Annotated in this window: 12 protein-coding genes; 2 read left to right on the forward strand and 10 right to left on the reverse strand. The window is 54.6% G+C overall.

Annotation, left to right across the window (positions count from 1 at the left end; translation table 11 throughout):
• Positions 1 to 13: 13 nt before the first annotated feature.
• Positions 14 to 592 (forward strand): Fe-S biogenesis protein NfuA, encoded by a 579-nt coding sequence (gene nfuA, locus ACSHSR_RS00330; protein ID WP_028780834.1) that lies wholly within the window; start codon positions 14 to 16, stop codon positions 590 to 592.
• A 56-nt stretch (positions 593 to 648) separates the two neighbouring features.
• On the opposite strand, the gene ACSHSR_RS00335 is transcribed toward nfuA, so the two are convergent.
• Entirely contained in the window at positions 649 to 1,989 is a 1,341-nt protein-coding gene (locus ACSHSR_RS00335; protein WP_479631156.1) for an MATE family efflux transporter, read from the reverse strand.
• Between the two features lie 19 nt (positions 1,990 to 2,008).
• Here ACSHSR_RS00335 and ACSHSR_RS00340 point away from each other — a divergent pair, with 19 nt between their 5' ends.
• Positions 2,009 to 3,064, forward strand: a complete 1,056-nt coding sequence (locus ACSHSR_RS00340; protein WP_335901570.1) for a polysaccharide deacetylase family protein — start codon at positions 2,009 to 2,011, stop codon at positions 3,062 to 3,064.
• Here the strand turns inward: ACSHSR_RS00340 and ACSHSR_RS00345 are convergent.
• The 9 genes from ACSHSR_RS00345 to cyoE form a co-directional block, all read right to left on the reverse strand.
• Complete coding sequence (locus ACSHSR_RS00345) at positions 3,054 to 4,073, reverse strand: protein-glutamate methylesterase/protein-glutamine glutaminase (RefSeq protein WP_156020650.1); 1,020 nt, start codon at positions 4,071 to 4,073, stop codon at positions 3,054 to 3,056. The genes ACSHSR_RS00340 and ACSHSR_RS00345 overlap by 11 nt on opposite strands.
• A 2-nt stretch (positions 4,074 to 4,075) precedes the next feature.
• Entirely contained in the window at positions 4,076 to 4,948 is an 873-nt protein-coding gene (locus ACSHSR_RS00350; RefSeq protein ID WP_335901561.1) for a CheR family methyltransferase, read from the reverse strand.
• A 10-nt stretch (positions 4,949 to 4,958) separates the two neighbouring features.
• The gene (locus tag ACSHSR_RS00355; protein WP_479631157.1) at positions 4,959 to 7,550 is read right to left on the reverse strand and encodes a methyl-accepting chemotaxis protein; all 2,592 of its coding nucleotides are present in this window, start codon (positions 7,548 to 7,550) and stop codon (positions 4,959 to 4,961) included.
• 18 nt (positions 7,551 to 7,568) lie between these two features.
• Positions 7,569 to 8,120, reverse strand: coding sequence for a chemotaxis protein CheW (locus ACSHSR_RS00360; protein ID WP_025888185.1), 552 nt, complete (start codon positions 8,118 to 8,120; stop codon positions 7,569 to 7,571).
• Between the two features lie 12 nt (positions 8,121 to 8,132).
• Complete coding sequence (locus ACSHSR_RS00365; RefSeq protein ID WP_123115444.1) at positions 8,133 to 10,199, reverse strand: chemotaxis protein CheA; 2,067 nt, start codon at positions 10,197 to 10,199, stop codon at positions 8,133 to 8,135.
• 21 nt (positions 10,200 to 10,220) lie between these two features.
• Entirely contained in the window at positions 10,221 to 10,583 is a 363-nt protein-coding gene (locus ACSHSR_RS00370) for a response regulator (RefSeq protein WP_025010825.1), read from the reverse strand.
• Positions 10,561 to 10,878, reverse strand: a complete 318-nt coding sequence (locus ACSHSR_RS00375; RefSeq protein ID WP_025010824.1) for an STAS domain-containing protein — start codon at positions 10,876 to 10,878, stop codon at positions 10,561 to 10,563. Before ACSHSR_RS00375 ends, ACSHSR_RS00370 begins: the two co-directional genes overlap by 23 nt.
• A 105-nt stretch (positions 10,879 to 10,983) precedes the next feature.
• Positions 10,984 to 11,631 (reverse strand): SCO family protein, encoded by a 648-nt coding sequence (locus tag ACSHSR_RS00380; RefSeq protein WP_123115445.1) that lies wholly within the window; start codon positions 11,629 to 11,631, stop codon positions 10,984 to 10,986.
• 3 nt (positions 11,632 to 11,634) lie between these two features.
• On the reverse strand, positions 11,635 to 12,540 hold the full coding sequence (gene cyoE, locus ACSHSR_RS00385) for a heme o synthase (protein WP_028780842.1): 906 nt from the start codon (positions 12,538 to 12,540) through the stop codon (positions 11,635 to 11,637).
• Positions 12,541 to 12,546: the final 6 nt, after the last annotated feature.

A 12,546-nucleotide genomic window follows, 5' to 3' on the forward strand; every position in this document is an offset into this window, starting at 1 on the left:
GGAGCAGGTTGTCATGATTACCATTTCCGAAGCAGCTCAGGCGCACTTTGTTAAACTCCTGGATGGTCAGCCGGAAGGCACTCATATTCGGGTCTTTGTTATCAGCCCTGGGACTCCTCAGGCTGAATGTGGCGTTTCATATTGCCCACCGGATGCGGTTGAAGCCGACGATATCGAGCTGGAATTCAATGGCTTTAAGGCCATGGTCGATGAAAAGAGCGCTCCTTTCCTGGAAGAAGCCAGCATTGACTTGGTGGCCGATCAGTTAGGTTCACAACTGACTCTGAAAGCGCCCAATGCCAAGATGCGTAAAGTGTCTGACGATGCTCCGCTGACCGAACGCTTGGAGTATATGATCCAGGCCGAGATCAACCCCCAACTGGCCAGCCACGGTGGTCACATCATGCTGGTGGAGATCACAGATGACGGCGTGGCGGTACTGCAGTTTGGCGGTGGTTGTAACGGTTGCTCCATGGTCGATGTGACCCTGAAAGACGGCATCGAGACTCAGTTGCTGGAGCGTTTCCCCGGCGAATTGACCGGTGTTCGTGATGTAACAGATCACCAGCATGGCGACCATTCTTACCAGTAATACTGGTACAGGTTCCAAAGAAAAGGACAGTTCAACACTGTCCTTTTTTATTACCATCAGGCAGGAATAAATTGCCGCCGACGCCAGAGGAAGTGCAGCCCCAGGCTCAGGCTACGCGCCAGCATAAAGGCGCTCATGGCGGCCCATAGAGCATGGTTACCCAAGGGTTGCAACATGAACCAGACCGGGAAAAATACTGCCAAACTGGCGAAAATCATGCTGTTACGCATCACTTTACCCTTGGTGGCACCAATATAGACACCGTCAAATAGATAGGAAGCAAATGCCAGCAGCGGCAGGACGATAAGCCATGGCAGGTAGATCAAGGCGACCTGACGTACCTCGGGAATATTGGTCAGCATGCCGATGAGCTGCTCACCGAAAATCCAGAAGCAGCCGCTGAACCCCAGCGCTATGATGGCCGACCAACTAAAGGCCAGGGAAACCGCCTGTTTGAGCGCGTCCAGGTGTTTTTGACCCGTGGTGCGGCCCACTTCGGCCTCGGCATAGTAGGCGATGCCATCCAGGGCGTAGGAAATCAACAGCAACATATTCAATAACACGGCATTGGCCGCGACAGTTTCATCGCCGAGCCCGGCACCCTTGAAGGTCATAAAGGCGAAGGTGGCCTGCAAACACAAGCTGCGGATAAAGATATCCAGGTTCAGGCTCAAGAGGCGACCAAAGTCACGGGGATGTAACTGCCCGAGCAGCTCGGCCATAGGCGGCACATTGAACTGTTTTAACTGGCGCAACACCATGGTGCAGGCTACTGCGCAAGCGGTCATATCAGCGATGACGGATGCCAGGGCCGCGCCTTCTACGCCCCAACCCAAACCTATAACAAACAGCAGATCCAGAGCTATATTGGCACAGTTGGCGATGATCAACTGCCACATGGCGGCCTTGGGTTGCTGACGGCCCAGCAACCAGCCAAGTAGAGCCAGGTTCAGCAATGCAAACGGGGCCGACCAGATACGAATGGAAAAGTAGCTCGCGGCGTAGCGGCTGACCTGCTCACTGGCATCGGATAAACTGGCAGCCAGGCTGAGTATCGGCCCTTGCAACAGCAGAGCCATCAAGCCGAGGAAAAGTGCCAGCGAGCCGGCCTGCATCAACAGCTGCAATTGCCGAGGCTTGTCATCGGCGCCATAGGCTTGGGCAACCATGCCCGTGGTGGCCATACGCAGAAACCCCAGCAACCAGAACAGCAGTGTTATAATGGTCGAACCAACGGCGACGCCACCGAGATAATAGGCGTCACTCAAGTGCCCTATGACAGCCGTATCCACCAGACCCAGTAGCGGCACAGTTATGTTGGACAGTATCATTGGAAGCGCCAGCGCAAACAGCTGGCGGTTTTTTTGCCTGTCGAACAGGCCAATGCTGGTGGTCATAATTTCTCAGAGGTTAATGATGTTGAAAAAGCTGTGCTTTTTGCTCTGCAGTTGTCTTGGGCTAATAAGTTCACCCGTCCTGGCGGCAGTCATTCTACAGTATCACCATGTTTCTGACAGCTCGCCGGCCAGTACCAGTGTGACTCCGGCCCAGTTTCGGGAGCAGATGCAGTATCTGGCGGATCATGATTTCAATGTGGTGCCGCTGACCCAAGTAATAGAGGCGATTCGTCAGTCCAAAACGCTGGCACCGAAAACGGTTGCCATCACCTTCGATGACGGTTACCTCAGCATTGCCGAGGCCGCTCATCCAATACTGAAAGAGTTTGGTTTTCCCTACACACTGTTTGTGGCGATAGAACCGATAGAAAAGGGTTATCGTGAGATGATGAGCTGGGAGCAGCTCAGAACACTGGTGGCAGAAGGCGCCGAGATTGCCAACCACAGTTGGGGGCATGAGCATCTGATCCGCCGCAATGCCACCGAAACCGAGGAGCAGTGGCTGGCGCGAATCGAAGCCAACCTGCTTGAGACCGAGGCCCGAATTGCCAAAGAAACCGGCGACAACCTGAAGATACTCGCTTATCCCTACGGCGAATATAACAGCCAGTTGGAGGCCTTGTTGCAGCGTCTTGGATTTGTTGGCTTGGGGCAGCAGTCCGGTGCGGCAGGCCCTCACTCTGCTTTGACCTCTTTGCCGCGTTTCCCCGTGGCTGGCGCCTATGCCGATATGAATGCTCTCAAGGTGAAACTGCATAGCCTGAATATGCCGGTGCAGGCCATCTCCCCCAGTAACCCTGAGTTACCTATGGGTCAGTGGCGGCCCGAACTTGAGGTGACTCTGGACATGAGCGATATCAATCAGTCGCAGCTCATGTGTTATGTACAGGGGCAGGGCGCCAAGAAACCTCAATGGTTGTCGGCGAATCGTTTCCGTATTCAGGCTGAACTGGACTTGCCTCCGGGGCGATCCAGATACAACTGTACCGCCCCCAGCAAACGTCACGGCAGCTATTATTGGTTTTCCCAGGCATGGGTTAGGCCAAAGGATGACGGCAGCTGGATCAAGGAGTAGTCAGTAATTTCAACAGCCTGGCCGGGATATTCGCCAGTGGCAACTGCTCGTTGCAGGCATTGAGTGCCACTGCCGAGCCAGGCATACCCCAAACCACAGAACTGGCCTCATCCTGGGCTATGGTGTGGGCTCCCGCCTGATGCATTTTCAGCAGGCCTGCCGCACCGTCTTTACCCATGCCCGTGAGTATCACCCCTATCGCCGACTTAGCGGCAATCTCGGCAATGCTGTTGAACAGCACATCCACCGAGGGCTTATGGCGGTTGACGGTTTCCGTGTCCAGCAGCCTGGTGTAGATATGGGCCCCACGGCGCTCGAGTACCAAGTGGGCATGGCCCGGTGCCAGATAGGCAACGCCCTGAGTCAATCTTTCCCCGCCCTGAGCCTCTATCACTTCCATTCTTGCGTGTTGGTTGAGGCGGCGGGCAAATGAAGCGCTGAAGGCCGCGGGAATATGCTGGGCTATGACTATGGGGGGGGTATTGGCCGGCAGCGGTGCGACTACCCGTTGAATGGCCTCAGTACCGCCGGTGGAAGCGCCTATGGCTATGATGCGGTTTTTGAGTTTGGCATCGCCGTTCAGTGGCGCAGTGCTGCTTTGTTGAGGGGTGACATGGCTGGCGGCAGCCAGATGCACCTTATCGATCAGCTCTTGCTGATAGTCCAGTAGCCTGTTGGTCAAGTCCTGTTTAGGCTTGGCGATAAAGTCGACCGCCCCGAGGGACAAGGCCTCCAGGGTTACGTCGGCGCCGCGCTCGGTCAAAGACGATACCATCACTACAGGCATGGGTCTTAGGCGCATCAAGTTGCGCAGAAAGGCCAGGCCATCCATCTTGGGCATTTCCACATCCAGGGTCAGTACATCTGGCTGCAGCGCTTTAATCATCTCTCTGGCTTCGTAGGGGTCCTCGGCGCAGCCGACGACATCTATGTCTTGGGCCTGGCTGAGCATATGACTCAGCAACTGGCGTACCAGTGCCGAGTCGTCAACAATCAGAACTTTTACCATGATCAGTATGGCTCCTTGCTTCCTGAGACATGGGGCAGCCGCGGCAGAGTCGAATCCTGATGCCGCAGGCGATAAGTGGTTTGAGCGACGGTTTCAAACTCACGGGAGATATTGGTCAGGCTTTCTGAGTGACCGATAAACAACACACCATCATCGGCCAGGAGTTTTCTGAAACCGGCCACTATCTTCTGCTTGGTGCTCTGGTCGAAATAGATCAGCACATTACGGCAGAAGATGGCATCGAATGGGCCTTGCATCGGCCAGGGCTCCAGTAAGTTGAGCTGCTTGAAGAAGAGTAACTTTTTGATCTGGTTGCTAATACTGAACTCTTCCGCTGCCCCTTGCAGATAGTGGTGCCACCGTTCAGGGATGGCCTCCATTCCGGCCAGGGAATAAACTCCGGCTTCGGCTCTGGCCAACACATTGGTATCGAGATCGGTTGCCAATATTTTCAGATCCCAACCCGAGGCGGCGGGAAAGTGCTCTGCCAAGGTCATGGCTATGCTGTAGGGCTCTTCACCGCTGGAGCAGGCTGCCGACCAAACTCTCAGCCTGCGTTGCTTGCGCTGCTGCCAATAGGGCACCAGTTCGGTTTCCAGAAAGTTGAAGTGGTGCCGCTCACGGAAAAAGGAGGTCAGATTGGTGGTCAACGCGTTGATAAATGGCGCCAGTTCCAGAGGGTCGCTTTGCAGCTTGAGGCAGTATTCCCCGAAGTTGGCCAGCCGCAACAATCGCAGCCGGCGGCTGAGCCTGGAATACACCATATGGCGCTTGCGCTCGGGTAACACTATCCCTGTGTGTTGGTAGGCCAGCTCGCGGATAATGCCGAAATCCGCGGCTGTCATCGGGAATGCCTTCTCTTCATCGAAGCTCAATCAGTATCTCCTAGAACTCGCTCCACTCTTCTGAACTGACACGGATCTTGGGGGACTTATCCCCGGCGATCAGGGTCAGGGGCTTGCCGGCGCCCTTTTCCAGATTGGCGGTATTGAAGAAGCCCAATTGACGCTTCATGCTTCTGGCCTGTTCGGCCATGGCATCGCCTGCTGCCGAGACCTGTTCCACCAAGGCGGCGTTTTGCTGAGTCATTTCATCCATCTGCGATACAGCCTTATTGACCTCCTGGATCCCAACCGACTGCTGCTCTGCGGCTATGCTGATCTGGTTGATCATGCCGGCTACCTTGGACACGGCTTGCACTATCTCCTGCAGGGTTTCACCGGATTGATTGACCAACTGGGTGCCATCTGTGACCTTGTTGACGCTGTCGCGGATCAGCTCCTTGATCTCTTTGGCGGCACCGGCGCTGCGCTGTGCCAGGTTACGTACCTCTCCGGCCACTACGGCAAAACCACGGCCCTGTTCTCCGGCTCTGGCAGCCTCGACCGCAGCATTCAGCGCCAGCAGGTTGGTCTGAAAGGCGATTTCATCTATCACGCTGATGATGTCGGCAATGCGTTTGCTCGAGGTGTTGATCTCCTCCATGGCGCTGACTGCCTGTTTGACTACCTTGCCACCTTCGCCTGCCTTCTCGCTGGCCTCCTGAGCTAAGTTGTTGGCCAGAGTGGCATTTTCGGCGCTTTGCTTCACAGTGGCTGTCATCTCTTCCATGCTGGAGGCGGTTTGCTCCAGGGAGGCGGCCTGCTCTTCGGTACGCTGGCTAAGATCGGCGTTGCCCTGAGCTATCTCTTCGGCTCCTGAGGTGACGGTATTGGCCGAGTCATTGATGCCCCCAATCACTTCGGTCAACTTACTGATGGTGGCATTGGCATCTTGCTGCAGCTTGGCAAACTGACCCTGATATTCGCCGTCAAGTTTTCGATCCAGTTGCCCCTTGGCCAGGCCATCGAAGATATCGGCGATTTTGGAGATGACATTGTCGGCTATGCCTACCAAGCGGTTGAGGCCGTTGGAGAGGTTAAGGAAGAAGCCTTCCTTGTTGTGAATATCCAGGCGGCGGCTCAGGTCGCCGTCGTTGGCCGCCGTGATAATGGCGTCAATCTCCTGCTCTATGGCCACTTCATTGGTACGGTCGGCCCACTCAACCACAGTGCCAATTCGTCCCTGTTCCGGGTCCAGTATCGGGTTGGCAATGATTCTGAAGGTACGGCCGCCAACTTGCAGCTGGCTGTCGTAGGTCTCGGTCAATCCGGCGAGAATATTGCGCTGGTGGCTGGGGACCTTGTGGAAACCATCGATATTTTGTCCCAGCAGTTTGCTGGCATTGAACTTGGGCAGGTCGCGGAGAATATATTTCTCGGCTGCCTGAAACATCTGCTGCACAGCTTGGTTGAGGTAGATGATATTGCCGTCGTTATCCGCCACCATGGTATTTGAACTGACATTATCCAATGCCTGACGAATGCGGGCATTTTCGGCCGCCAGCTGTTTTTCCTGCTGCTCTCTGGCTAGGCTGGCGGTGATATCCTGCCACTCCACAACTGTGCCGGTACGCTTGCCCTGTTCAAATACCGGGGTGGCAATCAGGTTGAATGTCAGCCCGGCCACCTTGATGTGGGTGTTATAGCTGTCGGTGAGCTGGTCCAGCAATTGTCGCTGATGCTCAGGATGGCGATGGAAGATATCGATATTGCTGCCAATCAGCTTGCTCATGTTGAAGGCCTGCAACTCCTGTTGAAGCTTTTGCTCATTGCCGGCCAGCATTTCATTCAGTGAGTCGTTCAGGTAGATGATGTTGTAGTCGGTATCGGCGACCATCACATTGGCCTGGCAGACATTGAGAGCCTGCTTGATGCGGGTGTTTTCTGTAGCGCTTTGCTGCTCCAATTGTTGTTTGCTAAGGGCTTCGGTGAGATCCTGCCATTCGACCACAGTGGCAATACGCTGCTTGTTTTCGTCGAATACCGGCGAAGCTATCAGGCTGAAGGTACGACGACCTACCTTGATCTGAGTCGAGTAAACCTGCTCCAAGCCGGCGATCAATTTCCTTTGATGCTCAGGGTTGCGGTGGAAAACATCCATATTCGCGCCCTGCAGCTTGTCGGCCTGGAATTTAGGCAATACCTCTTGAATGTCGGCCTCGGCGTCCTGCATGGTTTGTTGCAGCGAGTGGTTGAAGTAGAGAATGTCACCGGCCGGATTGGCCACCATCACATTGGCCTGGCAGATATCCAGCGCCTTGAGAATGGCTTGCTGCTGTTGCTGGCTCTGACGCCAACGACTGAGCTCGTCCAGCAGTGGCTTCCAGCCCGGCAGATCAAGCTCGGCAAACTGCTGCGTGCCGTCTTTCAGCAACCGCTGCAGTTGGTTGATGGCGCTATCCAGGGTGCCTTTGTGCTTGAGTGAGTGCAATAGCCCAAGCAGTATGCAAACCAGGGTGACGCCCTGCAGAATAATAATGATATTGATATTGGGATCCTGGCCTAGCAGCATGAGCGCCATCACGGCGATGCCCGTGATTAAGCCAAGCAGATTCCAGGGATTGCTGTTGATTATGTTGGCATTGGCGGCATCCATTCTTCTTTCCTCGATGTCTTAAAGGTTGGCAGCCTGAGGCTGTTCCAAGTCCAGTTGCTGCAGCAAACTGGAAAGTTGTGATGCATCCGGCAGCACTTCATTACCGAGTAACATATTGATATTCAATAGTATGACCATCTTATCGGCCACACAGGTGAGCCCATGGATGAAACGCATGTCCGTGTCCTGGCCAAAATCGGGCGCACTGCGGATCTCGCTCTGGGTGATACTGAAAACATCGGAAACGGCATCCACCACTATGCCCATCACCTTGTGCTGTTTATCCAGGCGCACTTTCAGCACTATCACTACTGTGGTTGGGCCATATGCCAGGGTCTTGATACCGAACCTTTGACGCAGATCTATGATGGGGACTATGGTGCCGCGCAGATTGATGACCCCTTTGACATGGGGCGGCGCATTGGGAATAACCGTGGTTGCTTCCCAGCCACGGATCTCCTGCACCGAGAGAATATCGACGCCATATTCCTCATCGGCCATCATAAAGGTGAGGTATTGCTGTGATTGATCTTCCGCAGCTGCCGATGTTGCAGGGTTGGATTCTGTCATTGCGCTTCCCTTCTAGGCTGCATGTTCCTGAGTTTGATTGAGGCCAGACATGGTCACGAGTCCGGGAATATCCACTATCAGCGCCACCCGGCCGTCACCGAGAATAGTGGCACCGGACACCCCGGGCACTTTGGCGTAGTTGTCTTCCAGACTCTTGATCACCACTTGTTGCTGCGCCAGCAACTCATCGACCAGCAGGCCGACTTTTTGGTTGTTGTTGTCCACCACCATCACCAGCCCCTCTTTGACCTCTTTGGCCTGAGCCTGGTGATTGAACTCCTGATAAACGCGGATGACCGGCAGGTACTCGTCTCGTAGGCGGATCACTTCGTGCTCTTCAGACAGTTTGTTGACCTTACTGCTTTCCACTTGCAACGACTCATAGATGGAGACCAGCGGCACCACATAAGTATGCTCGCCGACCCTCACCAACTGGCCGTCGAGAATGGCCAGGGTCAAAGGCAAGCGAATGGTAAAACGGCTACCCTTGCCGGGCGTCGAGGCCAGCTCCACACTGCCGCTGAGTGCTTGAATGTTGCGTCTAACCACATCCATACCCACGCCCCGGCCAGAGAGGTCGGAGACGCTGTCGGCGGTAGAAAAGCCGGGTTTAAAGATGAGTTGCTGAATCGCCTCTGTGCTGAGTTCCTCTTCAGCGCCGACCAAGCCTTTATCTCTGGCCTTGGCGAGAATTCTGCCGGTATCCAATCCGGCGCCGTCGTCGGTTATTTCTATGACGATATTGCCGCCTTGATGGAAGGCGTTGAGGGTGATCCTGCCGGTTTCCGGTTTACCCTTGGCGCTGCGCACGGCAGGGGATTCAATGCCGTGATCCAAAGAGTTACGTACCAGATGCACCATGGGGTCGACAATTTTCTCCATCACTGTCTTGTCCAGCTCTGTCTCCTCACCTTTGAGGATCAGCTCGACCTTCTTGCCCAACTGCTGACCTATGTCGCGTACCAAGCGGGGGAAACGGTTGAAGGCGAAGCTGATAGGCAGCATGCGGATCTGCATCACGCTTTCCTGCAGATCCCGAGTGTGATTGGCCAATTGCTCCAGCCCCTGCTGCAGTGACAGCAGAGCGTTATCGTCAATGCGTTCCTGTTGGCCTATCTGCCCCAGCATAGCCTGGGTGATCACCAGCTCACCCACCATATTGATCAGCATGTCTATCTTGTCGGTGCTGACCCGGATAGAACTGGTTTCCGCCGTTTTGGCAACAGCCTTGCCGGACTCCACTTTGGCTGTGGTGGCTGCCCCTTGGGAGTCTGGGGCAGAAGTCGAGATAGGGGCTTGTTCCTGCGGTGAGACACCTTCCACAAGCTGTGTCTTGGCGGGCAACTGCTGATAATGGATTTCGCAGTCGTCCTCGACCCACTCAAACACCTCTTTTATCCGCTCAAGTGGCGCCTCTGTGTCGAGTTGCAGCTGCCAATACAGACGGCAGGATTCGGGGTCCAGGTCTTCAAACTCAGGCAGTTCCTGCGCTGGCAGGCTGACCTTTAGCTCACCCAGCTCGGCGAGTTCGTTGAACATCAAAATGGGGTCGTTGCCGCATCTGAGAATGTCGGCGCCGGCATGGAAATCTATCTGCCAGCTGAGCCCAATATCTTTGGTTTCTGATACTTTGGCTGCTGACTTTTCATTGCTTTGGCTGGCGTTATCCGACGCATCTTCGATCCCGGCAACTGCGGACAGCTCCTGATTGAAGCGGTTTTCCAGCTCTTGTTGCTGGGGCGATTCAAAGCTTTGACCTGCCATCAAGGCCTGCAGCATGTTGCGCAGCAGATCCACCGACAAGAGCAACATATCCTGATGATTGGCGGTCATTTCCCGGCGGCCATCACGGATTTCATCCAACAGGGTTTCCAGCAAGTGGGTGAATCCGGCGACCTGGTTGAAACCAAAAGTGGCGCTGCCTCCCTTAATCGAATGGGCGGCACGAAAAATGGTATTTATGGTTTCCGGATCCGGTTGCTGCACGTTCAGTTTCAGCAGCTCAGATTCCATGACCTCCAGGCCTTCGAGGCTTTCTTCAAAGAACACCTGGGTGAATTGGCTCAGATCTATGTCCATATATCCGCTCCTTGCCGGAGGCTAACCCAATACTTTGCGAACCGTGGCCAACAGCTGATCCGGGTTGAAGGGTTTGACTATCCAACCTGTGGCTCCGGCCGCTCGTCCCTGTTGCTTCTTGTCTGTGGTCGACTCTGTGGTCAGCATCAACATGGGCACAAACTTGTAGTTGGGCAGCTCGCGCAAGTTACGTATCAGCTCGATACCATCCATAATTGGCATGTTGACGTCCGATATCACCAGGTCAAACTCTCTGCCTTGGGCTACTTTCAACGCTTCCTCGCCATTGTTGGCTTCGGTCACGTCGAAACCTGCTGTCTTGAGAGTAAAGCTCACCATTTGCCGCATGGAGGCTGAATCATCAACTGCGAGGATTGTCTTCATTGAGCGTTTCCTTTTCAAAATCCGAATCGAGTGTCGGGATCCTGATACCCAGGCGCGTCAGTTGAGCGATAAAGGCGGGTTGAGCCTGTTGCCATGACAGTTTCAACCCTCGCTTGTCGCAACTCAGAGCAAACAGGTACAGCAACTGGGCGCCGGCAGTATCCACCTTGTGCAACTCACCGGCATCCAGGATCAATTCATCGACCCGATGCAAGAGCTCCAATAGTTTTTGGTAGAGTGGCTGAATATTGCGAATGCTTATTTCTGAACCCAGTGCCAGTGTGTCGATGGACATAGTGCTTCCCTGTTTTCCCAACACACAAAAGATAGTCGGCAAATTTCACTTCTGCCTCTTTTCAAAAGAAAAAATGGTATATGAATGACTAGGCTCTTTAGGGGGTTAGTGAGGCCCTTGATACTGAGTAACCAGAGTGCGAAAGTCGGCCAGCAGTTCATCGTTGCGGATTTGCGGCAGTTGTCCGGGTGTCTGTGAACTGGGCTTGATGGTGGCGTAGCGGCGGCCGTCGGGCGAGATCAGGATTAAAGAGGCGCTGTGATCCACTTGGTAGTCAGGGCCATCGCCGACCAGTGAATACACCAGGCCCAGATCGCGGCTGAAGGGCAGCAATGCCGGGTGCTCGGCCCGCAAACCTATGAACTCGGGATTAAAGAAGGTCAGGTAGTCTTTGAGTTTGCTTTGGCTGTCACGCTCAGGGTCGACACTGAGCAGTATCACCTGTATTGGTGCCACTTGTGCCAGTTTCGGGTAGATGGCACTGAGTTTGCCAAGGGTGGTGGGACATACGTCCGGGCAGGAGGTGTAACCGGCGAAAATCAGACTCCATTTCTGTTTTAGCTTGTCATTATCGAATTGATGACCGTTTTGGTCCTGCAACTCAAAAGGTTGCAGAGGCCTTGGGGTTTCATATTGAAAGCTGGTTTGTAGTGCCTGCGGCGGCTGAGACGAAGGTCGGTGAAACAGCTGCACACTGGCCAAACCGCCAAGACCTATGAGCAAAATACCCGCCACCAAGATGCGTTTCTTCATGATTCAACTCCAGAGGTAATGATCCACAAGCAGGGCAATAAACAGCAGCATTAGCTGATAGATGGAGAAACGGAACACGGCCATCGCCAGCCCGGGGCGGTCGGCAAACTTGAGTTGCCAGGCCTTGTAGATAAACAGGCAACTGAGAATGGTGGAAGCCAGCAGATAGACGGGGCCACTCAAGCCAACCAAAACCGGCAATAAGCAGGCGATGGCCAGCAGAAGGGTGTAGAGCAGAATACAGGTCTTGGTAAATTCTACCCCGTGAGTCACAGGCAGCATGGGGATATCCACCTTGGCATACTCTTTTTGACGGTGAATGGCCAAGGCCCAGAAATGAGGTGGAGTCCAGGTGAAAATAATGATCACCAACAGCCAGGCGTGGCCGTGAAAGTCATTGGTTACCGCCGTCCAACCCAGCAGTGGCGGCATGGCACCGGCAAGGCCACCTATCACGATATTTTGGGGGGTTGCCCGCTTTAAATAGGCGGTATAGATAAGGGCGTAGCCAATCAGGCTGGCACAGGTCAACCAGGCGGTGAGTGGATTCACCAGCCAATAGAGTAGGGTAAAGCCCGCCAATCCAAGCAAGACGGCAAAGCTCAAGGCTCGGCTCACGCTCACTCGTCCCTTGGGTAAGGGGCGGTTATAAGTGCGGGCCATCAGGCCATCAATGCGTCGATCGATAAGGTGATTCAAGGCGGCCGCCGAGCCCGCCATCATGGCAATTCCCATTAGCCCGGCAAGCAAGGGCTGTAGGGGGACGGCACCGGGCAACGCCAGGCACATGCCCACCAGGACGGTGAGCAGCATCAGCGCCACCACCTTGGGCTTGGTCATTTCCAGGTAATCGCGCCAGGAGATCTCTGTGCGGGTCGCATCCTGGGCTATGGAGAGTAGTTTGGCCATAAACAG

The sequence above is a fragment of the Shewanella sp. VK101 genome (assembly GCF_056497865.1).